Annotated in this window: 20 protein-coding genes; 10 read left to right on the top strand and 10 right to left on the bottom strand. The window is 71.6% G+C overall.

Features of this window, described 5'->3' with window-relative positions; translation table 11 throughout:
• Window positions 1-291 precede the first annotated feature (291 nt).
• From ABZS37_RS22335 to ABZS37_RS22325, 3 genes are all read left to right on the top strand, one after another.
• Complete coding sequence (locus ABZS37_RS22335) at window positions 292-2694, top strand: immune inhibitor A domain-containing protein (RefSeq protein WP_355171793.1); 2403 nt, start codon at window positions 292-294, stop codon at window positions 2692-2694.
• Window positions 2695-2831: 137 nt separating this feature from the next.
• Window positions 2832-3320 carry a hypothetical protein gene (locus ABZS37_RS22330; RefSeq protein ID WP_355171748.1) on the top strand — a complete coding sequence of 163 codons (489 nt, stop codon included), beginning with the start codon at window positions 2832-2834 and terminating at the stop codon, window positions 3318-3320.
• An 83-nt stretch (window positions 3321-3403) separates the two neighbouring features.
• Window positions 3404-4336 carry an alpha/beta hydrolase gene (locus tag ABZS37_RS22325; protein WP_355171746.1) on the top strand — a complete coding sequence of 311 codons (933 nt, stop codon included), beginning with the start codon at window positions 3404-3406 and terminating at the stop codon, window positions 4334-4336.
• Window positions 4337-4340: 4 nt separating this feature from the next.
• Here ABZS37_RS22325 and ABZS37_RS22320 read toward each other — a convergent pair whose 3' ends face one another.
• Both ABZS37_RS22320 and ABZS37_RS22315 read right to left on the bottom strand, forming a co-directional pair.
• Complete coding sequence (locus tag ABZS37_RS22320; RefSeq protein ID WP_354944436.1) at window positions 4341-4706, bottom strand: hypothetical protein; 366 nt, start codon at window positions 4704-4706, stop codon at window positions 4341-4343.
• The gene (locus tag ABZS37_RS22315) at window positions 4703-7579 is read right to left on the bottom strand and encodes an SseB family protein (RefSeq protein WP_355171744.1); all 2877 of its coding nucleotides are present in this window, start codon (window positions 7577-7579) and stop codon (window positions 4703-4705) included. Before ABZS37_RS22315 ends, ABZS37_RS22320 begins: the two co-directional genes overlap by 4 nt.
• Before the next feature lie 152 nt (window positions 7580-7731).
• On the opposite strand from ABZS37_RS22315, the gene mycP reads away from it, so the two are divergent.
• Window positions 7732-8952, top strand: a complete 1221-nt coding sequence (mycP, locus tag ABZS37_RS22310) for a type VII secretion-associated serine protease mycosin (protein ID WP_355171742.1) — start codon at window positions 7732-7734, stop codon at window positions 8950-8952.
• A gap of 85 nt (window positions 8953-9037) precedes the next feature.
• Here mycP and ABZS37_RS22305 read toward each other — a convergent pair whose 3' ends face one another.
• Together ABZS37_RS22305 and ABZS37_RS22300 are read right to left on the bottom strand one after the other, a co-directional pair.
• Window positions 9038-9331 (bottom strand): WXG100 family type VII secretion target, encoded by a 294-nt coding sequence (locus tag ABZS37_RS22305; protein ID WP_354992674.1) that lies wholly within the window; start codon window positions 9329-9331, stop codon window positions 9038-9040.
• 22 nt (window positions 9332-9353) lie between these two features.
• Window positions 9354-9674 (bottom strand): WXG100 family type VII secretion target, encoded by a 321-nt coding sequence (locus ABZS37_RS22300; RefSeq protein WP_355171740.1) that lies wholly within the window; start codon window positions 9672-9674, stop codon window positions 9354-9356.
• A gap of 574 nt (window positions 9675-10248) precedes the next feature.
• Here ABZS37_RS22300 and eccE point away from each other — a divergent pair.
• From eccE to rarD, 4 genes are all read left to right on the top strand, one after another.
• Window positions 10249-11973 (top strand): type VII secretion protein EccE, encoded by a 1725-nt coding sequence (gene eccE / locus ABZS37_RS22295; RefSeq protein WP_355171738.1) that lies wholly within the window; start codon window positions 10249-10251, stop codon window positions 11971-11973.
• A 61-nt stretch (window positions 11974-12034) separates the two neighbouring features.
• Complete coding sequence (locus tag ABZS37_RS22290; RefSeq protein WP_355171736.1) at window positions 12035-12421, top strand: phage holin family protein; 387 nt, start codon at window positions 12035-12037, stop codon at window positions 12419-12421.
• 127 nt (window positions 12422-12548) lie between these two features.
• Window positions 12549-13046: a GNAT family N-acetyltransferase gene (locus tag ABZS37_RS22285; protein WP_355171734.1), complete on the top strand. Its 498-nt coding sequence runs from the start codon at window positions 12549-12551 to the stop codon at window positions 13044-13046.
• Window positions 13043-13972, top strand: coding sequence for an EamA family transporter RarD (gene rarD / locus ABZS37_RS22280; RefSeq protein WP_355171732.1), 930 nt, complete (start codon window positions 13043-13045; stop codon window positions 13970-13972). Before ABZS37_RS22285 ends, rarD begins: the two co-directional genes overlap by 4 nt.
• A 95-nt stretch (window positions 13973-14067) precedes the next feature.
• Here the strand turns inward: rarD and ABZS37_RS22275 are convergent, their stop codons facing one another.
• Window positions 14068-14787 (bottom strand): zf-HC2 domain-containing protein, encoded by a 720-nt coding sequence (locus tag ABZS37_RS22275; protein ID WP_355171730.1) that lies wholly within the window; start codon window positions 14785-14787, stop codon window positions 14068-14070.
• The gene (locus ABZS37_RS22270) at window positions 14784-15299 is read right to left on the bottom strand and encodes a sigma-70 family RNA polymerase sigma factor (RefSeq protein ID WP_354993109.1); all 516 of its coding nucleotides are present in this window, start codon (window positions 15297-15299) and stop codon (window positions 14784-14786) included. Before ABZS37_RS22270 ends, ABZS37_RS22275 begins: the two co-directional genes overlap by 4 nt.
• Window positions 15300-15526: 227 nt before the next feature.
• Between ABZS37_RS22270 and ABZS37_RS22265 the strand changes: the two genes are divergently transcribed.
• The gene (locus tag ABZS37_RS22265; protein ID WP_355171728.1) at window positions 15527-17653 is read left to right on the top strand and encodes a PhoX family phosphatase; all 2127 of its coding nucleotides are present in this window, start codon (window positions 15527-15529) and stop codon (window positions 17651-17653) included.
• A gap of 142 nt (window positions 17654-17795) precedes the next feature.
• On the opposite strand, the gene ABZS37_RS22260 is transcribed toward ABZS37_RS22265, so the two are convergent.
• Window positions 17796-18578: a helix-turn-helix domain-containing protein gene (locus ABZS37_RS22260; protein WP_355171726.1), complete on the bottom strand. Its 783-nt coding sequence runs from the start codon at window positions 18576-18578 to the stop codon at window positions 17796-17798.
• Between the two features lie 154 nt (window positions 18579-18732).
• On the opposite strand from ABZS37_RS22260, the gene ABZS37_RS22255 reads away from it, so the two are divergent.
• Window positions 18733-19962: an MFS transporter gene (locus tag ABZS37_RS22255; protein ID WP_355171724.1), complete on the top strand. Its 1230-nt coding sequence runs from the start codon at window positions 18733-18735 to the stop codon at window positions 19960-19962.
• On the opposite strand, the gene ABZS37_RS22250 is transcribed toward ABZS37_RS22255, so the two are convergent.
• The 3 genes from ABZS37_RS22250 to ABZS37_RS22240 form a co-directional block, all read right to left on the bottom strand.
• Window positions 19938-21023: a polyprenyl synthetase family protein gene (locus ABZS37_RS22250; protein WP_355171722.1), complete on the bottom strand. Its 1086-nt coding sequence runs from the start codon at window positions 21021-21023 to the stop codon at window positions 19938-19940. The genes ABZS37_RS22255 and ABZS37_RS22250 overlap by 25 nt on opposite strands.
• Before the next feature lie 90 nt (window positions 21024-21113).
• Window positions 21114-22667, bottom strand: a complete 1554-nt coding sequence (gene nuoN / locus ABZS37_RS22245) for an NADH-quinone oxidoreductase subunit NuoN (RefSeq protein WP_354992684.1) — start codon at window positions 22665-22667, stop codon at window positions 21114-21116.
• Window positions 22664-24199, bottom strand: coding sequence for an NADH-quinone oxidoreductase subunit M (locus ABZS37_RS22240; RefSeq protein WP_354992685.1), 1536 nt, complete (start codon window positions 24197-24199; stop codon window positions 22664-22666). The genes nuoN and ABZS37_RS22240 overlap by 4 nt, the downstream gene beginning before the upstream one ends.
• Window positions 24200-24262: the final 63 nt, after the last annotated feature.

Below are 24262 nucleotides of genomic sequence, written 5' to 3'. Positions count from 1 at the left end.
AGAAGCCAACGGCCCCACTGTCGTATGTGCGATCACGTCAATCGAAAAGTGTCGTTGTATACGCCCGCGTCGGGTCCTCGCTGGTCAACGTGGCTGATGAAGCGCGGGTGTGTGACGGTGAAAAGCATTCCCAACAAAATCTTGCAACAAATCGACGCGTGCGTCTTCCCACCCGTCCCAGCAGTGTCTATGTTCACCATTGGTCCCACTAGTGGGATCGATCTCCCACCGGCCCGTACCCCCGTTGGGCCGGTTCCCTCACACCGGAGGTACCACGTGCGCAAAGTCGCAGTGGGTCTGCTCGGGCTCTCACTGACGGCGACAGGCCTGGCTTTCGGCCCGTCCGCCTCGGCGGCGCCTGCGCCCAAACTGCCGGCAGCAGCACCGACTGCTGCCGAACCGCAGGCGCTGAAGGACGAACTCCCCGACAAGCTCGAGGACAAGCGCCGGGCGATGCTTCAGCAGGGTCTCAGCGACGTGCTGAGCGGTCGCAGCAAGCCGATCGAGCGCAACGGAAGCACGGTTGTCAAGGTCGGCGAGACGAGCGGGACGGGCACCAACGCCCGCTCCGCCGCTGGCGCGAAGAAGACCAAGGACCAGTACGTCGAGCTCAAGCGTGAGCGGACCGACAAGATCTTCGTGATCCTGGCCGAGTTCGGTGACGAGCGGCACCCGTCCTACCCGGACAAGGACACGGACCCCAACATCGCGGGTCCGGCCACCTTCGAGGGGCCGCTGCACAACAAGATCCCGGAGCCCAACCGGGCCGTGGACAACTCCACCATCTGGCAGCCGGACTTCAGCCCGGAGCACTTCCGCCAGGTCTACTTCGGCACCAACCCGGGCGACGAGTCGCTCAAGCAGTACTACGAGGCACAGTCCTCGGGTCGCTACACCGTCGAGGGTGAGGTGACCGACTGGGTGAAGGTCCGGTACAACGAGGCCCGCTACGGTCGCTCCGACGACCCGAAGGCCGACGACGACCCGACCGGCGACCCCGCCGTCTGCGGCGACAACGTCTGCTCGAACACCTGGGCTCTGATCCGCGACGCCGCGAACCAGTGGGTCGTCGACCAGAAGGCCAAGGGCCGGACGGACGCGCAGATCGCCGAGGAGATGAAGTCCTTCGACCAGTGGGACCGGTTCGACTACGACGGCGACGGCGACTTCAACGAGTCGGACGGCTACATCGACCACTTCCAGATCGTCCACTCCGGCGGCGACCAGGCCGACGGTGACCCGCAGCAGGGTGAGGACGCCATCTGGAGCCACCGTTGGTCGGCCTTCAACAGCTCGCCCGTCGGCCCGCCGAACTTCCCGATCGGCGGCACCCAGATCGGCAACACCGGCGTCTGGATCCGCGACTACACGATCCAGCCGGAAAACGGCGGCCGCAGCGTCTTCTACCACGAGTACGGCCACGACCTGGGCCTGCCGGACGACTACGGACCGGCGGACAACAACAACGAGCACTGGACCCTGATGGCCCAGAGCCGGCTCGGCGCCAAGAACGACGTGGGCATCGGCGACCGTGGCGGCGACCTCGGTGCGTGGAACAAGCTCCAGCTCGGCTGGCTCGACTACGAGGTGATCGTCGCCGGGGACAAGCGCACGCTGAAGCTCGGCCCGCAGGAGTACAACTCGAAGGAAGCACAGGCCGCCGTGGTCGTGCTGCCCCAGAAGGAATACACGTTCAACTACGGCGCGCCCTTCGAGGGCGCGAAGCAGTACTTCACCGGTAACGAGGACAACCTCGACAGCAAGATGACGAGGACGTTCGACCTCACCGGCAAGTCGTCTGCCTCGATGTCCCTCAAGGGCAAGTACGCCATCGAGGAGAACTACGACTTCCTCTACTTTGAGGCGTCGACGGACGGCGGTCAGACCTGGGCCGACCTGGACGGCACGGTCAACGGCGCGCCGATCGGTGTCGACAACGCCGGTCGCCCGGCCCTCGACGGCACCAGCAACGGCGCGTGGGCGGACATCAACATCCCGCTGACCTCGCTCGCCGGCAAGGTCGCTCAGGTTCGCCTGCACTACGTCACCGACGGTGGCGTCTCGTCCGGTGGCTTCTTCGGTGACGCGATCACCGTGACGGCCGACGGTCAGACCGTGTTCAGCGACGGCGCCGAGACCGCCGCCGGTTGGACCCTGGAGAACTTCCAGGTGGTCGGGGCGACCTACACCCGCCTGTTCGACAACTTCTACATCGCGGGCAACCGGTCGTACGTCTCGTACGACAAGTACCTGAAGACCGGCCCGTACTTCTTCGGCTACGCGAACACCCGCCCGGACTGGGTGGACCACTACGCGTACCAGGAGGGCCTGCTCATCTCGTACTGGAACACCCGCTGGACCGACAACAACACGGTCGCCCACCCGGGTGAGGGTCGCAACCTGTACATCGACGCGCACCCGCGCCCGATCTACAACCTGACCGGTGCTCCGTGGCGGGCCCGCGTCCAGGTGTACGACGCACCGTTCAGCCTCAACAAGGCCGACTCGTTCACCCTGCACCTCAACAGCCAGCCGCAGTACATCCGTGGCCAGGCTGCCGAGCCGCTGTTCGACGACACCAAGAAGTACTTCTACGCGGAGCTGCCGAACCACGGCGTCACGCTCCCCGCAGCCGGTGTCAAGATCAAGGTTCTGGAGCAGGACGGCACCGCGATGAAGATCCGTATCTCCTAGTTTCTTCAGCAGTAGACGGCAGCGGCGCCCGGGATTCCCGGGCGCCGTTGCCGTTTCCGAGGCTCGCTGCCGGCCGCCCCAGTACTGAGCTCTGCGGTCCGCCGGAACCAGGGTGCCACGACCGGCGTCGAAGAGGCGTGCCCACAGCCCCCCGTGCCCTGCTCCTGCTCATAACGCTGCTGACGATGGCCGCGTGCGCCAGCACCGGGGACGGCGGTACGCCACCCCAGGACCGACCCACCCCGTCCACCACCCCGCCCACGCCGAGCGTGACGCCGACGCCGACGCCATCGCCGGAGCCGAGCAGCCCGCCAGCACCGGCCGCCAGCGCGTCGCGAGCCCGACCTCCGCTGTCCGCCACCGAGCCGCCGACGATGCGCCCACCCGTCGTCAAACCGAGCCCACCCAGCGACCTGCGGCAGACCGACCTGGTCAGCGGCACCGTCACCCGGGGCGGCACCGGTCCCTGCTACGGGCTCGTCGCCGAGGACGGAACCGAGTACGCGCTGCACGGTCCGGACGCCGGCGAGCTGCGGACCGGGAGCTTCGTCACGCTGCGGATCACCATCGCGCGAGCTCGCATCAACTGCGGGCCGGGCCTCCCGATGAGCATCGTGTCGCGGTGAGCCGTCGTACCGTGTCGGGCTGAGCAGCGGCCTCGCCGGACGGCCCGGACCGCATCCTGTGCCAGGGGCCCTAGGCTGGGCGCATGACCGACCAGCGCGGCGGAGCCGTCGACGAGTCCCGCGTCCTCACCGAGGGGCCGTGGACGCACCGCTTCGTCGGCGCCAACGGCACCCGGTTCCATGTGGTCGAGGCCGGCACCGGCCCGATGGTGCTCTTCCTGCACGGCTTCCCGGAGCACTGGTGGGCGTGGCACCAGATGCTGCCGGCGGTCGCCGACGCCGGCTTCCGGGCGGTCGCCGTCGACCTGCGCGGTTACGGCGCCAGCGACAAACCACCCCGGGGGTACGACGGCTACACCCTCGCCGCCGACATCGCCGGGCTGATCCGGGCGCTCGGTGAGCGGTCGACGACGATCGTCGGCAGTGGCGTCGGCGGGATGGTGGGCTGGACGGTGGCCTCGTTCCACCCGTCCCTGGTCCGCCGGCTCGTGGTGCTGGGGGCGCCGCACCCGCTGCGGCTGCGCGCCGGCATCTTCGCCGACCCGCGCGGGCAGTTCGCCGCCTCCACCCCGGCGCTGAAGTTCCAGCTACCCCGCTACGAGCACGTGCTGACCCGGGACGGCGCGGCGGCCGTCGCGGAGATCCTGCACCGCTGGGGCGGGCCGCGCTGGGTGGCCGGGCCGGACTTCGAGGCGTACGTCGAGCGGTGCCGGGAGGCGATGTGCATCCCCCAGGCCGCGTTCTGCGCGCTGGAGGGGTACCGGTGGGCGTTCCGCTCGCTGCTGCGGCTGCAGGGCTACCGGTTCGTCCGCCAGATGCAGAAGCCGCTGTCCACCCCGACCCTGCAACTGCACGGCGCTCTGGACGTCGCCTCCCTGCCGCGGACCGCCCTGGGCTCCGGCCGCTACGTCGTCGCCCCGTACGAGTGGCGGCTGCTCGACGGGGTGGGCCACTTTCCGCACCTGGAGGCACCGGAGCTGGTGCTCGGCGAAATCCTGCGCTGGGCCAAGACCTGATCGGTCAGACCCGCTGCTCCCGCAGGTCGGTGACCTCGGCGGCTGGTGCCCAACCCTGGTAGACGCCGAAGTCGAAGACCTCCAGCCGCATCGCCTCAGCCACCGGCCAGCGGCCACCGGTGTATTCGACCCGCAGCCAGGCGTCGTGCTCGCCGAGCACGATGAACGGCTGCCCCTGCCAGGTGCAGGTTGTCCGCACGTACGCCAGATCCTCGATTTCGCTCGCCGGCAGCACCCGGACGTGCCGGCCCGCGCGGATCTCCTCGAAGCCCTCGCCCGGCTCGGGCTGGTAGAGGCGGATGTCGTCGCCGTCCGGGCTGGCCTGGTATTCCCGGCCCTGCCAACGGGCCACGTATCCATCGCGCATCACGCCTCACCGACCCGTCGCCAGACCACCGCGTCGGTGTCGAGCTTCGCGACCACCCGCTCGGTGCCGTCCGCGCCGATCCGCCAGAGCTGCGTGCCGTGCGGGAGGCGCGCGCTGTCCACCTTGAACTCCGCCACCACGTCGCTGCTCTCGCCCGGGGCGAAGCCGTTGCCCCGGAATGGCGGACGCTCGATGACCCAGCCCTCCATGGCCCGCATCGCCGGCTCGTTCTGACCGCCGTACGGGATCCGGTAGAGGCTCGGCCGGTGCGCCGGCCAGCGCAGCACGTAGATCTCCTCGGCGTCCCGGGCGAACGGCGAACCCGGGTAGCTGAGGCCGAGTGCGTCGTGCACCTGAGCCGGCGTGGTCAGGTGGGCCAGTTCACCGGCCCGGTGCACGAAGCCGGAGACCCGGTCGTACCCCCGATCCAGGTAGTACGCGAGCTGACTGGGCGCGATCGCCTTCTGCATGACCGTCGGTCGGGTCGGGTCGACCACCGCTGGGGCGTACCGGGGGCGGGCGGCGGGCTCCGCCACGGCCGGCGCCTCCTCCGGGTCCACCTCCAGGTCGTCACCGAGCCCCACCTCGGCGGCCCAGTTGGCCAACGCGACGATCTGCTCCCCTGGCAACTTGGCACCGACCGGGGTGCCCGGGTTGACGGCGAACGACCAGTCCTCGTCCGGCCAGCGCCGGATCAGTTGGGCGAACTTCACCCGGACCGTGTCGACGTCACCCTCGGCATGGTCGGCGAGACGCTCCGGCGACGTGTAGACCACCACGTACGTCTCGCCGTCGAGCTGCCCCGTACGCCAGACGAAGCCCGGATCCCCGGGGCGACTCCCTCGCGTCGATTCCGGTGCCGCCGGCAGCAGCACCCGGGCCAGCAGCAGGGTGGACAGGAACGTGTCCGTGCTGCCGGAACCGGCGGCGCCGAGCAGGTCTTCCTCGACCGTGTTGGCCGGCTCGAACTCGACCGGCGCCGGCTCGGCGGTCGGCGGTCGCTGCCCGTCGCCGTCCGCGATCGTGTTCTCGCCGCTGACGTCGGCGGCGGGCCGTGCCGGCACCGGGTCGCTGTGAGCGTCGGGTCGCGGTGGTTGCCCGCCGAGGTCCGCGTTGACCGGTACCTCGCCAAAATCGCTGCCGGCCCGATCCGCGCTGGTCACCCCGACCGACGATCCGCCACCGCCCGAACCATCGCCGCCCAGGTCACCGCCGGTCCGGCCCGCCTCGGCCGGCGCGGAGGGACGCGGAGCGGACGGGCCTGGACCGGGCTGACTGGGGCTGAACGACGGGGGACCGGCCCGGCCCGGACTGAACGACGACGGACCGAACAGGCCCGGACCGGAGGCCGCCGAGCCGAACGATGGCGAAGGGGCCTCGGCGGGGCTGGGCCGCCGGGGCGCGTCGACCGGGCCGCTGGTCTCGACCGGGTCGGTGAGGTCGTGGGACTCGATGATGGTGCCCTCGATGACGATGGGCGTGAAGCCGCGGCGCGGCGCGGGCGGGCCGGACACCGGTTCCGCGACGGACGCGGGCAGCTCCTCCACCGGCCCGAATCGGCTCGGCCGGTCGCGCGGGATCGCCTGAGTCTCATCCGCCTGAGGGCTGGGCCGCCCCGCCGCCCTGGCCGGAGGCTCGGCGGTCATCCGGAAGGCGCGGGTCGGCTCCTCTGCCACCGGATCGGGCCGTCGTGGAGGCAGGGGCTGGGTGGCTTCCTCGTCGGGTGCCGGTGCTCGCACCCCTCGGGACGCGCCGAGGTCGCCCGCCGGCTGCCGCAGCGGCCGGGTGGTGTCCGGATCCGTCATCGGAAAGGCCCGCGTAGCGGTCTCGTCGGCCGGACGGCGGCGTGGGAACGGCTGGCTGCCTGGCCCGAATCGGGTCGGTGGGGCGGCACGGTCGCCGGAACGACCCCCGCCCGGCGTTGGGTCGGATGCCCGATCTCGCCCGGACGATGGTTCGAAGAAGGAGCGCCGAGCGGCCTCGGGACCGCCGTTGCCGTTGCCGGCGGCCAGGCCGTCGACGTCGCCCGGCCGATTAGCTGCCGGCCAGCCCGCACCCGGGCCCGATTGATCGGCCGGACCGACACGAGGACGGTCGGAGGGCGCCGACGGTGCGAACCGGGACGGCCGGCCCGAGCGGGGCAGGGCGCCGGGGCCCGAGGCGCCGGGTCGGGGCGGGTCGGTCGGGTGTCGCTGACCGGCGGCGGGCAGGTCCTCCGCACCGGATCGGCGCGACGGCTCAACGGGGCCGGGCGTCGGGGACGCCGTGCCCGGCGCCGACGGGGCGCTCACCCGGGGCACCGCACCCCGGGCGGGCCGCCGAGGCGGGATCGGGGCGGGCGGGGTCGGGTCGGGGCCGGCCGACGCCGCACTCGTTGCGGGAGGCGATCCAGCGGCCGGCGCGGCATCCCGGCCCGGCGTGCCGGTCCGGGTGCGGGCCAGGTTCTCCACCCGTTCCAGGCGGGCGCGGGCACCCATGGCGCGACCGGGCAGCCGCACGTCACCCCGGGAGAGTTGCGACACGAACCAGGCCGGCAGGTAGCCCTCGACCGGCAGACCCGGGTTGACGGCGAGCCACCACTCGTCGTTGGGCCAACTGACCGCGAGGTCGGCGAAGGGGATGCGGCGGTTGCTGCCGGGGTGCTCGCCCAGGCAGGCCCGCAGTGCGGCGGGAGAGGTGAAAGCCAGCACGTGCGTCCGACCGCCGGTGGTCCAGGTGCCCCAGCCGGCAGGTGGTTGGCCGGGCTGCGCCGGCGCGGAGACCGGCAACAACAGATCGGTGCGGGACAGGAGCCGGAAGTAGAGCTCCTGATCGTTGGCGCGCAGCGCGTCGCGCATCGCCACCTCGGCCTCCGTGGCCGGCTCCCATTCGGTCACGGCCACCTCCCCTTCCGAGAACAGGCCACAGGTATCGCGTACAACCTACAAGGTGGTACCAAGATCACAATTGCTGGCCATCGGCGGTCTGCCCTGGCGCGGGCGAGGCGATAACATCCCGTCCCGGAGCCGACACGATACGGAGGCTGTCGATGTCCCGGTCGATCACGCGCCCGGTCCTCGCAGGTCTGGCCGTCAGCCTGCTGACCGTACCGGCCCTCCCCACCAACGCCGCCGCCGGCAGCCTCCGGGCGGCACCGGCCTGCGCGACCGCGCTCGCCCCCGTCCGACCGGTCACGGCCGTGCCCTGGCCGCAGCAACGGTACGACCCCGCCCGGCTCGCGCCGCTGGCCACTGGTGCCGGGGTGACCGTCGCGGTGGTCGACTCCGGGGTGGACCGGATGCACCCTCAGATGGCCGGGCGCGTGCTGGCCGGCACCGACCTGCTCGACCCCGGCGGGGACGGCAGTCGGGACTGCGCCGGGCACGGCACGGGCGTGGCGAGCATCATCGCGGCGGCACCCCGCCCCGGAGTCGCCTTCCGCGGCCTGGCTCCGGGTGCCCGGATTCTGCCGGTGCGGGTGAGTGAGCAGCAGGTGGTGCAGGGGCGGGAGTCGGGGCGTACGGTCAGCGCCGACGAGTTCGCCCGGGCCATCCGTTGGGCCGTCGACCACGACGCCGACGTGGTGAACCTGTCCGTGGTGCTGTACGCGGACGACCCGGAAGTCCGCTCGGCCGTGCGGTACGCGGTCGACCGGGACGTGGTGCTGGTGGCCGCCGCCGGCAACCTGCACGACAGCGGGGACCCCCGACCGTTCCCCGCCGGCTACGACGGGGTGCTCGGCGTGGGGGCGATCGGCGCGGACGGTGGGCGGGCGGCCTTCTCGCAGACCGGTTCGTACGTCGACCTGGTCGCACCGGGCAGTGAGGTGCTGACCGCCGCACCCGGTGCGGGCCACCATCGGGTCGAGGGCACCAGCTACGCGGCACCGTTCGTGGCCGCCACCGCCGCGTTGGTGCGCGAGTATCGGCCCGAGCTGACCGCCACCCAGGTCATGGAGCGGATCATCGCCACCGCCGATCCCGCTCCTGGCGCGAGCCACGGCGGGTACGGCGCCGGCGTGCTGAACCCGTACCGGGCGGTCACCGAGACCAGCGGCGGTCGAGCGACCGACCCTCGCCCGGTCGCCGCGCTCGCCGATCACCGGGCCGACCCGGCACTGCTCGCCCGCCAGGCCCGCCGGGCGATCGCGCGGGACCGGGCCCTGCTGATCGGTGCGGTGGTCGGCACGACGGCGGTCACCGTGGCGCTGTTCGCCCTGGTGTTGCCCCGCGGTGCCCGCCGACGCTGGCGCCCGGCCGACCAGGCCTGACCCCGCCAGCCCACCGCCGTGACCCCTGACCCACAGAGGTCGGGGCGCCGACCCGACCACGGTCAGCGCTCCCGGCCCACTGCGGTCACTGGAACAGCCCGGTGTTCTTCTTTTCGGTGTCCAGGTAGTCGGTGGCGGAGTCGTCCACCGCCAACTTGATGTCACGCAGCATCGCCTGGAGATCCTGCGAGGCGGACCGCCACCGCGCCTGCCGCTGCTCGTAGGCCTGTCGGGCCTCGCCCGTCCAGCTCGCCACCAGCGGGGCGGCATCCCGTTCGAGTTGGCCGAGCTGCGAGTCGAGTGTCTTCAGCGCCTTTTGAATGTCCGCGCCGGCCTGCTGAAGCGCGGCGAAGTTGACGACCAGCACACCATGGTCCATCGGATTCCCCTCCCGAGCGGGATCAGAGCGGCAGCTGGATGCCGCCGCGGTTGGTGCCGGCCACCCGGCTGGCCACCTCGTCGTCGGAGACGTTGTAACGCCGGCCGGCGGTGCGGACCGCCCCGGCGGTCTCGCGCAGCGCCCGGTGCAGCGCCGCCTGGTCCTGTGACCACTGCTGCTTGACCTGCTCGAACGACCGGCCACCGGCGCCACGCCAGGCCTGCTGCAACACCTCCAGCTCGGCCAGCAGGCCGGTCAGCATGGACTGCAACGACTGGTCGACCTGCTCGAACTTCGCGGCGGTCTGCTGCATCACCGCGGCTTCTGCCTGGGTCTGGGACACCAGGACGTCACCTCATCTCTCTGATCGCACCTGGCCGTCGACGCGCCCGCTCTGGGGACGCGTCGTTCGCTTGGCCCGGTCGTCGAGCACTGAGACGCGGGTCAGCGATGAACTTCGTGGCTGACGGTAGCGGCCTGGTAGCGGTTCTGCTACCCCACGCGCCTCCCCTGTGGACAACCACGACAGCCATCGGTCGATTACGATGTGCCGCAGCCACGTCGCGGCGCGTGACGGGCCGTCCGAGGGCGGCCGGCCGCCCGACACGGTCCCCACTGGTCGAGGAGGCGCGGTGCCGGCGATCACCTCCGGAGGGCCGCACCCGGCGACCCCGGTCGGGTCCGGGCCGAACGCCCTGCCGCGAGCAATCGGGCCGAACGGGCCGAACGGGCCGAACGGGCCGAACGGGCCGAACGGGCCGAACGGGCCGAGCAGGTCGAGCAGGTCGAGCGGGCCAAGCGGGCCGAGCGGGTCGGCCGGTTCTGCCGACCGCAGCCTGGGCTCAGCCGACGGCACAGTTCCTCGCCGCTCGCCCGTCGGCCGCTGGGCCTCGTTCGGCCGACGTGCGGGCGCGGGAGTGCGGGCCGGCCAACTGGTCACCGCGCAGGTGGCAGCGGCGCTCGTCCTCACCGCGCTTGGCCGGGCCGCACCGGTCACCGCGGCGGCCGTGCTGGTGGCCGTGCTGCTGGTGGCGGCCGCGTGGGTCCGGGTCCGGGGCCGGTGGCTCTTCGAGTGGCTGGGCACCGCCGTCGGGCACCTGACGCGTCGTCGGGCGCTGGCCGGGCCGGCCGGAGCGGCCGAACTGCTCGACCTGGTCGCTCCGGGCACCGTCATCCGGTCGACGGAGCTGACCGGCGGGCCGGCGGCGGTGCTGGAGGACACCACGGGCCTGGTGGCGCTACTGGAGCTCGGCGACCCCGGCGATCTGCTCGGTGACGCGTCCCAGGCGATCCCCGCGCCGTCCGCGTTGCTGCCCCCGGCCGGGCCGGACGTGCCCCCGCTGCGGGTCCAACTGCTGCTCGCGGGAGCACCGGCGCCGGTGCCCGCGGCGGGTGGCACGGTCGGCACGTCGTACCGGCAACTCACCGACGGACGGCTCGCCGGGCGGGAGCGGGCGGTGCTGGCGGTCCGGGTGCTGCGGGTGGACGGTTGGTCTGAGGAGGATCTGCGCCGGGTGCTCGCCGGCACGGTCCGCCGGATCGTCCGCCGGCTGGGGTCGCTGACCGCGCGGCCTCTCGGCGTACCCGCGGCGCTGCGCGTCCTGGGCGAGCTGGCCCACCACGACGGTCATCCGGTACGGGAGTCCTGGCCGACGCTCCGGTCCGGCACCCTGGTCCAGGCCACCTTCCGACTGATCCAGTGGCCGCCCGCGGGCGGTACGGGTGGACAGCGGCTGGTGCCCCGGCTGCTCGCGCTGCCGGCGACCGCGACGACAGTGTCGATCTCTGCGGGTCCGTCGCCGATCGCCGGCGCCCTCGGAGTGCCGACCGAGCTGACCGTCCGGGTGGCCGCCTGGACGGCGACTGAGCTGGCGGCGGCCACCGAGGCGCTGCACCGCCTGGTGACCGGCCTGGGCGGTGAGCTGCAGCGGCTCGACGGCGCGCACCTGGGCGGCCTGGCCGCCACGCTGCCGTTGGCGCTGACCGCACCCGGGGCGCAGCTCCGCCCTGCGATGGACGACTGGGAGCTGACCCTGGGCGACGCGGGAATGATGGTCGGCACGAACCGGAGCGGCGGAGCCGTCACCGTCCGGCTGTTCCGTCCGGAGAGCACCCGGGTGCTGCTGGTCGGCGGGGTGCGTGGCGCCCAGTTGGTGGCCTTGCGCGCCTTGGCACTCGGTGCCCTGGTGGTGGTGCAGACCGCACGGCCGCGCGCCTGGGAGCCGTTCGTCCGGGGGGTGGGCGCGCCGGGCGGGACGATCCCGTTGATCCCACCCGGTCGACCGGTCGCCGACGGGGTGGGCACCGCGCTGCGCCCGTTGCTGCTGGTCGTCGACGCCGGGCCGGTGTCGGCCGAAGCCGAGCCGGGCCCGCCGTGGAGGGCCACCCTGGTCGTACGGGACGAGCTGACTCCAGCGGACGTGGACGCGTTGAGCCGGGCCGACCTGGCGGTGCTGCAGCCGCTGAGCGTCGCCGAGGCCACGTTGGCCGGCGCTGCGCTGGGGTTGGGCGGCTCGGCCGAGTGGCTGACCCGGATCCGGGACGACATGGTGGCCGTGGTCAACCGGCGGGCGCTGCGCTGGGCACTACTCTCCCCCACTCCGATCGAGTCGCAACTGATCGGGCGGCCGACGCGCGGCTGATCCGTCAGGATGGTCAACTGCCGGGTTACGTCGGTGCGCGGTCCGTGGCACGATCCCCGCCATGGGTTTTCTGAAAGGTCTGCTGATTCGGCTGGCCAGCACAGCGCTGGCTTTCTGGCTGGCCACACTCCTCATTCCGGGCATCTCTCTGGAGTCGAACTCCACCGGCGAGACGCTGACCACGCTGCTCCTGGTGGCGGTGATCTTCGGCGTGGTCAACGCGGTTCTCCAGCCGATCATCAAGACCGTCGGTTGTGGCTTCTACCTGCTGACCCTGGGTCTCATCGCGCTGGTGGTGAACGGGCTGCTGTTCCTGCTCACCAGCTGGATCGCCGACCAGGCCGGGCTGCCGTTCTCGGTGGACGGTTTCTGGCCGGCAGCCGTGCTCGGTGCCCTCTTCGTGAGCATCGTGACCTGGATCCTCGGCGCCATCCTCGACCGGGACTGACCGGCGAGCGGCCGGCACCGACCTGGCCCGCCCGGGCTCCGACCACGGCCGGGGCCCGGGCGGGCCAATGACCAGAGTTCGGGAATTGGCCGGCGTGGGTGCCCATCTCGGCCGCTAGCGTCGCAGGGTGTTCTCGCTGACGCGCACCGACGGCCACCTGCTCAGCACCGACCCCGCCCGGCTCGATCTGGACCTGGTGCACCACTGGTTGTCCACCGACGCGTACTGGGCGCTGGGACGGGACCGGGAGACCACCGCCCGGGCGTTCGCCGGCTCACTGCCGTTCGGTGTCTACCGACCCGAGGACGACCGCCAGGTGGCGGTGGCCCGGGTGGTCACCGACGGTGCCACCTTCGCCTGGCTCTGCGACGTGTACGTCGACCGCGCCGCCCGGGGCAGCGGGTTGGGCGGGTGGCTGGTGAGCGCGGTCCGCGACCACCTGGCCGAGCTGGGCGTACGCCGGATCCTGCTGGCCACGAACGACGCACACCAGGTGTACGCGAGGGTGGGCTTCACGCCGTTGGACGTCCCGCAGCGGTGGATGCAGCTCGACCAGCGCCCACCGGTGACCCCGGTCACCGGAAAGGAACAAAGCGGCGGTACGCCCCTTACGGTGGACGTGTGACGTCACTCCGCCTGGGATACCTCTACGGCCTCGGCGCGTACCTGCTCTGGGGTTTCTTTCCGCTCTACCTCAAGCTGCTGCGACCGGCTGGCCCGATGGAGATCCTGGCCCACCGGATCGTCTGGTCGGTGGTCTTCGTGGCCCTGCTGCTGGCCGCGCTGCGCAACGTCGGCTTCCTGCGGGCGCTGCTGCGTCGCCCCTGGGCGATGGCCGGGATCGTCGCCGCCTCCGCGCTGATCGCGGTCAACTGGGGCACCTACATCTACGGGGTCAACTCCGACCGGGTGGTGGAGACCGCGCTCGGCTACTTCATCAATCCGCTGGTCGTGGTGCTGCTCGGGGTGACGGTGCTGCGGGAGCGGCTACGCCCGGCGCAGTGGGTGGCGCTGGGGATCGGCGCGTCGGCGGTCGCGGTGCTCGCGGTGGACTACGGCCGGTTGCCCTGGCTGGCGTTGACGCTGGCGTTCAGCTTCGCCGGCTATGGCCTGGTCAAGAAGCGGCTCGGGCTGCCGCCGGCGGAGGGGCTCTTCGTCGAGTCGGCGGTGCTGGCGCTGCCGGCGCTGGGTTACCTCGGCTGGCTGATGAGCAGAGCCGACTCGACCTTCGGGCACGTTTCGGCCGGGCACACCGCGCTGTTGGTGCTGGCCGGTGCGGCAACGGCGATCCCGCTGCTCCTGTTCGCCGGGGCGGCGAACCGGCTGCCGCTGAGCAGCCTCGGCATGGTCCAGTATCTGGCGCCGATCCTTCAGCTCGGCTGCGGCGTGCTGATCTTCCACGAGCCGATGCCTCCGGCCCGCCTCGCCGGCTTCGCGCTGGTCTGGCTCGCCCTCGTCGTCTTCACCGCCGACGCCGTCCGCAGCTCCCGCCAGTCCCGCCGCACCCGAACCCAGACCCCCACCCCCGCGGTCCCCGTCCCCGCCCCCTGACCCCCGTGATCTTGCAGTTTCGGTCGCCGAGATAGGCGCCATGCCCCTTATGCCTGGGCAGAAAGTGCAAGATCGCGCAGGGGCCTGGGGTGGGATCAGGGGACGGCGTAGGTGAGGATCGGTGTGCCGTCGGCTCGTTGGAGCTCGACGCTGACCAGCTCGGCGTCGGTGAACCGCGAAACACCGGTGAACTGGAGGGCGTCGCCGGGTGCGGCGAGCCAGGAGCCGATCTGTTCGCTGGTGCCGTTCGGGCCGTGCGCCACCAGCCGGAACGGGTATGCCTTGCCATAGCTCGTCCGCGCGTCGTACCCGCAGCGCATGGTCACCTCGGTGCCCCACTCGGTGCCGGTCAGCCCGATGTCGGCGTGCACCGGCCCGGCGGCGGCCACCGGTCGCATGGCGACCATCGACACCTGCGGGGCGGGGGTGGTGCCCTGCGCCCCGGGAGGGCCGGGTGGGCCGGCGGGTCGAGGCAGCACCACGGCTGCGCCCACACCGACCATCAGGGCCAGCCCGGCGGCGGCCAGCGTGGTCAGCGCGTACCGTCGCCGGTCCGCGGAGCGTTCCCGTCGCCGACGGCGGCGGGCCTCCTCCAGGAGCGCGGGCACCCGGGGTGGGGCCGGCGGCGGCAGGATCTGCTCCAACCCCGTCGGGTCGAGACGCCCGAGCAAGCCGGGCAGGACGGCGATCTCGGCGACCGCCTCCCGACAGGAGGCGCAGCCGGCGAGGTGCCGCTCGTAGGCCGCCCGCTCGGCGGGGGCCAGGGCACCCAGCACGTACGCGCCATCGTCGTGCGCGAACTCGCACCGGGTCATCCCGTCACCCCCATTTCAGCCAGGACCAACCGTAGAGACCGCAGCGCGTAGTGGGTGCGGGACTTCACGGTCCCTGGCGGTACGCCCAGTCGGGACGCCGCCTCGGCCACCGACCGTCCCTGATAGAAGCACTCGACCAGCACTTCCCGGTGGGTCGGGCTGAGCCTGTTCAGCGCCTCGGCGACGGTCCACGCCTCCACCGCCCGCTCGGCCTCGTCGACCGCATCCGGCGGCTCGGGCAGATCGTCGGTGAACACCTCGCCGACCCGGGTGGACCGCCGCCGCCAGGCGTCGATGGCCAGGTTGCGGGCGGTGGTGAACAGCCAGGACCGCACCGAACCGCGACGCGGGTCGAGTGACTCCGGGTGTCGCCAGGCGCGCAGCAGCGTCTCCTGCACCAGGTCCTCGGCCCGCTGCCGGTCCCCGTTTACCAGCCGCAGGGCATGGGCGTACAGCGCGTCCGCGTGCTCGTCGTGCAGCGCGCGCAGCAGTTGGGCGTCATGGTCGCTGATGGCGGTCTCCTCGCTTCCGGCGCGCGTCCGGCGGTGCGTCCGCTCGTGAATACGTGCGGTCACGCCGATCGGTTCAGCCCGAGGTCAGGCCGGTTGCGCGCCGGTTGCCACCCGCAAAGGTGTTCATGCCTGGTTCACATCGTGGCCGACGTGCGCTCATCACGTCCTCCTAGCGTCCGGCTGGTACGCCGCCTGTCGTGCCACCGACCTACCAGGAGGCTTCTCCCATGAGCGACCGTCCCCGGCTGCTCCCCCTGTTGAACGGCACCCGCCATGGCACCCGTGACGCCATGACCTGTCTGTACCGCTGCGGAAACGCCTGTGACCACCCGGTACCGAACACCTCCGACAACGCGTACTTCGGTGATGTGGTCAACGCGGAGGTCTCGCGGCGTGGCGTGGTCCGGGCGGGCGCGGTCGGCGCGCTGGTCCTCGGCTTCGGCGGCGCGGCAGCCGGTGCGCTCGCCGGCGCGGCCCCCGCCATGGCGGCTCCGACCACCCCGGACGTCCCGGAGGCCTTCGGCTTCGGCCGTCCCGGCACCGGTGTCGGCAGCGGGGCTCTGACCTTCAAGCCGATCCCGCCGAACAAGCTGGACACCCTGGTCGTGCCGAACGGCTACGACCACGCCGTGGTGATCAAGTGGGGTGACCCGGTGCTGCCGGGCGCGCCGGAGTTCAACCTGCACCACCAGACCGCCGCCGCGCAGTCCAAGCAGTTCGGTTACAACAACGACTTCGTGGGCGTGCTGCCGCTGGACAAGCAGGGCAGGCGGGCACTGCTCGTGGTCAACCACGAGTACACCAACGAGGATCTGATGTTCCCGGGCTTCCCCGGCCTGGACGGGCTCTCCGTGGAGCAGTTGCGCACCGCGATGGCGGCGCACGGCATGTCCGTGGTGGAGTTGGAGCGGGTCGCGGGCACCGGGCAGTGGAAGCCGGTCGACAACGGCCGCCGGCCGTACAACCGGCGGGTCACCGCGCTCAGCACCAAGTTCGACCTGACCGGCCCGGCGGCTGGCTCGGCCTGGCTGAAGACCGCCGCCGACCCCAAGGGCCGTACGGTCGTCGGCACGCTGAACAACTGCGCCGGTGGCGTGACCCCGTGGGGCACGGTGCTCTCCGGCGAGGAGAACTTCAACCAGTACTTCGTCGGCGCCGACGCCGGCCCGGCCGAGCTGAAGCCGAAGCTGGACCGCTACGGCATCAGCACCGCCAGCCGCTACCCCAGCGGCAGCCGCAAGTGGGAGCGCGCCGACGAGCGCTTCGATCTGGCCAAGCACCCGAACGAGGCACACCGGTTCGGTTGGGTCGTCGAGATCGACCCGTTCGACCCGGAGAGCCGCCCGCGCAAGCACACCGCGATGGGCCGGTTCAAGCACGAGGGCGCGAACGTGATCGTGGCCAAGGACGGCCACGTGGTCGCGTACATGGGCGACGACGAGCGGTTCGACTACCTCTACAAGTTCGTCTCGGACAAGAAGTTCATGAAGGGCAACTCCTGGGCTGCCCGCAAGCACAACCTGACCCTGCTGGAGTCCGGCACGCTCTACGTGGCGACGCTCGACCAGACCAGCGCCGCCGAGATCGACGGCTCGGGCAAGCTCCCCACCGACGGCGCGTTCAACGGCCGGGGTCGCTGGATCAGGCTGGTCAGCGGCAACCGGTCGTTCGTCGACGGGATGACCGCCGCGGACGTGCTCACCTTCACCCGGCTCGCCGGTGACAAGGTCGGCGCGACCAAGATGGACCGCCCCGAGGACGTCGAGCCGAGCCTGCTCACCGGCAAGGTGTACGTGGCGCTGACCAACAACACCGACCGTGGCAAGGCCGGCAAGGCACCCGCTGACGAGGCCAACCCGCGCAACGCCAACAAGCACGGGCAGATCCTGGAGCTGGTCGAGGATCGCAACGACAACACCTCGGAGACCTTCACCTGGTCCCTGCCGATCGTCTGCGGCGACCCGACCGACCCGTCGACCTTCTTTGCCGGGTACGACAAGACCAGGGTCTCCCCGATCTCCTGCCCGGACAACGTCGCCTTCGACGCCACCGGCAACCTGTGGATCTCCACCGACGGCAACGCGCTGGGCAGCAACGACGGCCTGTTCGCCACCGCCGTGGAGGGCCCGGAGCGGGGTCACCTCAAGCAGTTCCTGACCGTGCCGCTCGGCGCGGAGACCTGCGGCCCGTTCATCACCGGCGACAACCGCTCGGTCTTCGTCGCGGTGCAACACCCGGGTGAGATCACCGGCGCCTCGGTGGAGAACCCGGCCTCGAACTGGCCGGACGGCGACTACGCCAAGCCGGGCGTGGTGGTCACCTGGCGCCTGGACGGCGGCCCGGTGGGCAGCTGACGTTGCCCCCGCGGCCGGCAGGTCGCTGACGTTGCCCCCGCGGCCCCGGTGGGCAGCTGACGTTGCTCAGGCGGTCTTGGCGCTGGACCGCCACGAGAGGCCCTCTCCCAGCCCGGGAGAGGGCCTCTCGGCGTTGGTGCGGTCAGTTGTCGGCGGCGATGCCGTCGGCGACGCTGCGGGCCACGGTGAGCAGCTTGGCCCGCACCACCCGAGCGGCGGTCATCATCTCGCCGGCCGGCAACGCGCAGGCCAGCACGACCCGGCGTTCCATGTCCTTGTCCGGCGCGACGAGCACCGCCGCGCAGGCCACGCCCTGACGGAACTGCCCCATCTCCAACTGCATCCCCCGGCGGTCGCCTGCGGCAAGGTCGGCCTCGAACGTCTCGGTGGTGGTCAGCGTGGAGGTGGTGAACGGACGCATGCCGTACTCCCGCAGATAGCGGTAGCGCTGGTCGCTGGTGAGGGTGGCGAGCAGCGACTTGCCGAGGGCGGTCGCGTGCGCCCCCTCGTCGAAGCCGGGAACCAGGTCCTCCAGGTAGGGCGAGCGGTGCCCCTCGGCGACCGCCGTGAGAGCCACCTGACCGCCGACGAAGCGACCGAGGTAGTGGCTGTAGCCGGTGTCCAGAGCGGCCCGCCGCAGCGTCTCACCGACCGCTGGCGGGCCCCGGAACGCGGTCACCAGCTCCCGGTACCGGTCGGCCACCTCCAACCCCACGATGTACGTGCCGTCCTCGCGACGGATCACATAGCCCTCGTAGGCGAGTGTGCGGACCAGGTGGTAGGTGGTGGCCACGGTCAGCTCGCACCGCCGGGCGATCTGCTTGACGGTCAGGCCTTTCGGGGCGCGACCGACCGACTCCAGCACCCGCAGCGCTCGGGACACGCTGCGGATCAGGTCCGAAGGTTCTGCCAAGGGGTCGCGCACAACCACCTCCGCCGCCGGGGACTTACACCATATGAAAAACAGGCCCGGTGCGAAATGCCTGTTCGGGTCGAGGATGCCAGATCACCATCCACTGCTTGTGCCCCGCCGGTCACCAGGAGTGGTCTGAGGCAGTCTCGCGTAGGTTTGCCGGACGATGACCAACACCGACTCCACCCCCGACCCGACCATCGCCCGACCCCGCCCGATCAGGGCGAGTGCCGGCGCAGTCGTCACCACCGTGGCCTGCGTACTGCCCGTTTTCCTGCTCGGTGGTCTCGCCGTGCAGATGGGCACGGACCTCGGCTTCTCCCCGGCCGGCCTGGGCCTGGCCGTGGCCGTCTACTTCGGGGTCAGCGCGCTGGCCTCGGTGCCCTCCGGCCGCCTGGTCGAGCGGTACGGGCCGGCCCTGGTGGCCCGCTGCGGCATCGTGCTGGCCGCCGGGTCGATGCTGGCCGTGGCCGCTCTCGCACGGTCGTACCCGGTGCTGGTCGGGTTGCTGGCGCTCAGCGCCGCCGCGAACGCGCTCGGCCAGTTGGCCAGCAACGCGGCGCTGGCCCAGCACGTGCCGGCCCGACGGCAAGGGCTGTCGTTCGGCGTCAAGCAGGCCGCCATCCCGGTCTCCACCCTGCTGGCCGGGGCGGCGGTGCCCACCATCGCGCTCACCGTCGGCTGGCGCTGGGCGTTCGTGGCCGCCGCCGTGGCTGCGCTGACGACCCTGCCCGCCGTACCCCGGCAGTTGCCCGGTCTGGCGCGGCGGGCCGGCGCCACGCGCGCTGGCCGGGCGACGGCGGCGCTGGTGGTGATCGGCGCGGCGGCGACGTTGGCCGCCGCCGCGGCCAACGCGCTGGGCACCTTCCTGGTGGACTCCGCGGCGGCCCGGGGCCTGTCGCCGGGCCTCGCCGGCCTCACCCTGACCCTGGGCAGCGCGGTCTGCATGACGGCCCGGGTGGGCGCCGGCTGGTTGGCCGATCGCCGCGACACCGGTCACGTCGCCCTCATCGCCGCGATGCTGGTCGTCGGTGCGGCCGGGCTGGGCCTGCTCGCGGTGAGCGGCGCGGTGCCGCTGGTGATCGGCGTGGTGCTCGGCTTCGGCCTGGGTTGGGCCTGGCCCGGCCTGATGAACTTCGCGGTGGTCCGGCTCCACCCGCAGTCACCGGCCGCCGCCACCTCGATCACACAGACCGGGGTGTACGCGGGCGGCTGTCTCGGCCCGCTGACCCTCGGCCCACTCGCTGCCCACGTCGGCTACCCGGCGATGTGGACCACCGCGGCGGTCGCCATGCTGCTCGCCGCCGCCCTCATGCTCGTCGGCAGCCGCCTGTTGACCCGCGTCGCCGCTGGGGCGGGCCGGGGCGTGGATCAGCTGGTGCGGTCGGCGATGTAGTCGCAGAGCGATTCGAGAGCGCGGCGTGACGGGCCCTGCGGAAGCGGGGCCAGGCGCGCGCGGGCGTCCTCGGCGTAGCTGCGCACGGTCTCGCGGGCCCGCTTGAGCGCCGGGCTCTCCCGGAGCAGCCCCAGCGCCTCGGCGTGCAGCGCGTCGTCGGTCAGCGGACCGATCGCCAGGATCTCCCGCAGACGCACCGAGGACGCGTCGGAGTCGTCCGAGGCGCGAGCGTAGAGCACCGGCAGCGTCGGGACGCCCTCGCGCAGGTCCGTGCCGGGCGTCTTGCCCGACTGCACCGACTCGGAGGCGATGTCCAGCAGGTCGTCGGAGAGCTGGAAGGCGACGCCGATCGTCTCGCCGTACCCGGCGAGGGCCTCGACGTGCTCCACGGAGGCGCCACCGAACATGCCGCCGAAGCGGGCCGACGTGGCGATCAGCGAGCCGGTCTTCTCAGCGATCACGTTCAGGTAGTGGGCCACCTGGTCGTCGCCGGCACGCGGCCCCACGGTCTCCGCGATCTGCCCGTGCACCAGCCGGGCGAAGGTGCGTGCCTGCAACCGGACCGCCTCGGGGCCCAGATCGGCGGCGATGTCCGCCGCACGGGCGAAGAGATAGTCGCCGACCAGGATGGCGACCGAGTTGGTCCAGCGGGAGTTCGCGCTGGGCGCGCCTCGGCGGACGGCAGCCTCGTCCATCACGTCGTCGTGGTAGAGGGTGGCGAGGTGGGTAAGTTCCATCACCACGGCAGCCGGGACCACCTGCGCGCGGGTGGGGTCCCCGAACTGGGCGCCGAGCGCCACCAACAGTGGCCGGAAGCGCTTCCCGCCGGCCTCGACGAGGTGCCGGGCAGCCTCGGTGACGAACGGATCGGCGCTGGCCACACTGGCCCGCAACTCGACCTCGACAGTGTCCAGCAGACCCAGCACGGACGCCTCGACGCGGGGATCGGCGAGGTTCAGGCCGAGCGCGCCGAACTGACTCGTGCTCGCCCGACCCCGACGACCGCCGGAGCCGGAGGCACCTGAACGCTCGCCAGCCGGATTCACCACGCTATCAACCATGCCACACCCGTTCGACCTGCTCCGGGCCGGGGATACGCACCGGGGGCCGGCACGTGAACACGCGCCGACCCCCAGTGATCGATCCTTCGGTCATCGCACGAATTCGGCAGCTCCGGTGGCCAGGTCGAGCAGCGGCGCCGGGGCGATGCCCAGCACCAGGGTGGCCAGCACACCGATCATCAGTGCGGCGGAGGTGAGCCCACCGGGCACCGTGACGGTCGGGGTGGACTCGCCCGGCTCGGAGAGCCACATCATCACCACGACCCGCAGGTACGGGAACGCCAGCACCATGCTGGTCAGCACACCCGCGATCACCAGCCAGGCGTGGCCACTCTCCAGCGCCGGCCCGAAGATGGCGAACTTGCTGGTGAAGCCGCTGGTGAGCGGGATACCGGCGAAGGCCAGCAGGATGAAGGTGAACAGTGCGGCGAAGAACGGCGAACGCCGGCCCAGCCCAGCCCAGCGGGACAGGTGGGTGGCCTCCCCGTCGGCGTCCCGCACCAGGGTCACCACCGCGAACGCGGCCAGCACCGAGAAGCCGTACGCGACCAGGTAGAACATCGTGCCGGAGAGCCCGTCGCGGCTCGGCGCCAGCACACCGACCAGCAGGTAGCCGGCGTTGGCGATCGAGGAGTACGCGAGCAGCCGCTTGATGTCGGTCTGGGTGACCGCGAGCACCGCGCCAACCAGCATGGTCAGCACGGCCACGACGCCGAGCACCGGAGTGAAGTCCCAGCTGGCGTCGGCGAACGCGACGTGGAAGACGCGCAGCAGAGCACCGAACGCGGCGACCTTCGTGCAGGCCGCCATGAAGCCGGTGACCGGGGTCGGCGCACCCTGGTAGACGTCCGGGGTCCAGACGTGGAACGGTGCCGCCGCGGCCTTGAAGAGCAGACCGATGGAGAGCAGCGCCATACCGGCGAAGAGCAGCACCGGGCTGGCCGGCGACTCACTCACCGCCGCGTTGACCGTGGCGAAGTCGACGCCGGCCGTACGGCCCGGGATGCCGGCGGTGAAGCCGTAGATCAGGGCCACGCCGAACAGGAAGAACGCGGAGGCGTACGCGCCGAGCAGGAAGTACTTCATCGCCGCCTCCTGGCTCAGCAGGCGCCGGCGACGGGCCAGCGCGCAGAGCAGGTAGAGCGGCAGGGAGAAGACCTCCAGCGCGATGAACATGGTCAGCAGGTCGTTCGCCGCCACGAAGATCAGCATGCCGCCGATCGCGAACGTGGTGAGCGGATAGACCTCGGTGAGGCCGTTGCGCCCCTCGGCCTGTCGCCGGTCGTCGGCCGACTCGGCGGTCACCGCGGCCTGGGCGACGAACGCCCCGCCCCGCTCGACCGAGCGGTCACCGATCAGCAGCAGCGCCATCGCGGCCAGCACCAGGATCGCGCCCTGGAGGAAGAGCGTCGGCCCGTCCACCGCGAGGGCCTGACCGGCGGTGATGATTCGGACGTCGGCGTTGAGGACCACCATGGTCAGCGCCGCGAGCACCGCCAACAGCGCCAGCGTCAACTGCACCACGTGCCGCGAGCGCCGGGGCACGAGAGCCTCGACCAACACACCGAGCAGGGCGGTGCCCAGCATGATCAGGATCGGAGCGAGCGCCGCGTAGTCGATCGACGGCAGTTTCAACTCGGTCACTTTGCCGCCTCCTGGACGGTGCCCACCGATGATGGAGCGGGGTCGGTCCTGCCGATGTCGTCCATGGTCGCCTGGACGGCCGGGTTGATCACGTCAGTGACCGGCTTCGGGAAGAAGCCGAGCAGCACGATCAGTGCGATCAGCGGGGCGACCACGAACTTCTCGCGCAGGTTGAGGTCCCGGCGCATGCCCTCGACCTCGGTCAGCGCCGGGTTGAGCGTGCCCTGGGTGGTGCGCTGCACCATCCACAGCACATACGCGGCGGCCAGGATGATGCCGAGCGTGGCGATGATCGCGACCGGCTTGTTCACCGTGAAGGTGCCGATCAGCACCAGGAACTCGGAGATGAACGGTGCCGTGCCGGGCAGCGCGAGCGAGGCGAGACCGGCGAAGAAGAGCACCCCGGCAAGCACCGGGACCAGCTTGCCGGCGCCGCCGAAGTCACTGATCAGCGACGAGCCGCGCCGGGAGATCAGCATGCCCACCACCAGGAAGAGCAGACCGGTGGCCAACCCGTGGTTGAGCATGTAGAGCACCGCGCCGGTGCCGGCCTGGGTGGTGAAGGCGAAGATGCCCACCCCGATGAAGCCGAAGTGCGCGATCGAGGTGTACGACACCAGCCGCTTGAGGTCGTTCTGGCCGACCGCCAGCAGCGCGGCGTAGACGATGCCGATCACGCCCAGCGCCAGTGCCCACGGGGCGAACCACTTCGACGCCTCGGGGAACAGCGGCAGGCAGTAGCGCAGGATGCCGAACGTGCCGACCTTGTCCAGCACACCGACGAGCAGCGCCGCGGCGCCCGCCGGGGCCGCACCACCGGCGTCGGGCAGCCAGGTGTGGAACGGGAAGAACGGCGCCTTGATGGCGAACGCGAGGAAGAAGCCGAGGAACAGCCAACGCTCGGTGCCGGTGCTGATGTCGACCTGCGACAGGGCCTGCCAGTCGAAGGTCTTCCCGCCGACCACCCACAGGCCGATCACGGCGGCCAGCATGAACAGACCGCCGACGAGCGAGTAGAGGAAGAACTTCACCGCCGCGTACTGCCGCTGGTGGCCGCCGTAGCTGCCGATCAGGAAGTACATCGGGACGAGCATGACCTCGAAGAACACGTAGAACAGGAAGACGTCGGCGGCAGCGAAGACGCCGATCATCGTGCACTCGAGGACCAGCAGCAGTGCGAAGTAGACGGGCACCGACCGCTTCGACGACTCCGCGTCGTGCCAGGAGGCCAGGATCACCAGCGGCACCAGAACCGCGATCAGCATCAGCATCACCAGCGCGATGCCGTCGGCGGCGAAGGTGAAGCTGACACCCCAGTTCGGGATCCACGAGTACGACTCGCGGAACTGGAACCGGTCACCGCCAGCGTTGAAGCTGACCCACATCACCACCGAGAGCACCAGCACGAGCAGTGACCAGGCGAATGCCACCTGCTTGGCCAGCTCCGGCCGATGGCGCGGCAGGAAGGCCACCACCAGGGCGCCCACCAGCGGCGCCACGGTGAGCACCGAGAGGAACGGGAAGTTGGACATTATGCGGCCTTACCTCCGTCGTGGATGCCTGGTCCGCCGGCGGGGGCGGCCGGGAAGAGGTCG

Origin of the sequence: Micromonospora sp. NPDC005413, from assembly GCF_040606435.1 — a bacterium.
Lineage (GTDB): Bacteria > Actinomycetota > Actinomycetes > Mycobacteriales > Micromonosporaceae > Micromonospora.
The sequence above is the reverse complement of the archived record's forward strand: the minus strand, read 5'-3'. Positions and strand labels throughout refer to the sequence as shown.

What these genes read in the sequence shown, in the direction of transcription:
- ABZS37_RS22325 (WP_355171746.1), top strand. Translation starts at nt 3,404, where the DNA reads ATGACCGACCAGCGCGGCGGAGCCGTCGACGAGTCCCGCGTCCTCACC.
- mycP (WP_355171742.1), top strand. Translation starts at nt 7,732, where the DNA reads ATGTCCCGGTCGATCACGCGCCCGGTCCTCGCAGGTCTGGCCGTCAGC.
- ABZS37_RS22305 (WP_354992674.1), bottom strand. Translation starts at nt 9,331, where the DNA reads ATGGACCATGGTGTGCTGGTCGTCAACTTCGCCGCGCTTCAGCAGGCC.
- ABZS37_RS22290 (WP_355171736.1), top strand. Translation starts at nt 12,035, where the DNA reads ATGGGTTTTCTGAAAGGTCTGCTGATTCGGCTGGCCAGCACAGCGCTG.
- ABZS37_RS22275 (WP_355171730.1), bottom strand. Translation starts at nt 14,787, where the DNA reads ATGACCCGGTGCGAGTTCGCGCACGACGATGGCGCGTACGTGCTGGGT.
- ABZS37_RS22265 (WP_355171728.1), top strand. Translation starts at nt 15,527, where the DNA reads ATGAGCGACCGTCCCCGGCTGCTCCCCCTGTTGAACGGCACCCGCCAT.
- ABZS37_RS22255 (WP_355171724.1), top strand. Translation starts at nt 18,733, where the DNA reads ATGACCAACACCGACTCCACCCCCGACCCGACCATCGCCCGACCCCGC.
- ABZS37_RS22250 (WP_355171722.1), bottom strand. Translation starts at nt 21,023, where the DNA reads ATGGTTGATAGCGTGGTGAATCCGGCTGGCGAGCGTTCAGGTGCCTCC.
- ABZS37_RS22240 (WP_354992685.1), bottom strand. Translation starts at nt 24,199, where the DNA reads ATGTCCAACTTCCCGTTCCTCTCGGTGCTCACCGTGGCGCCGCTGGTG.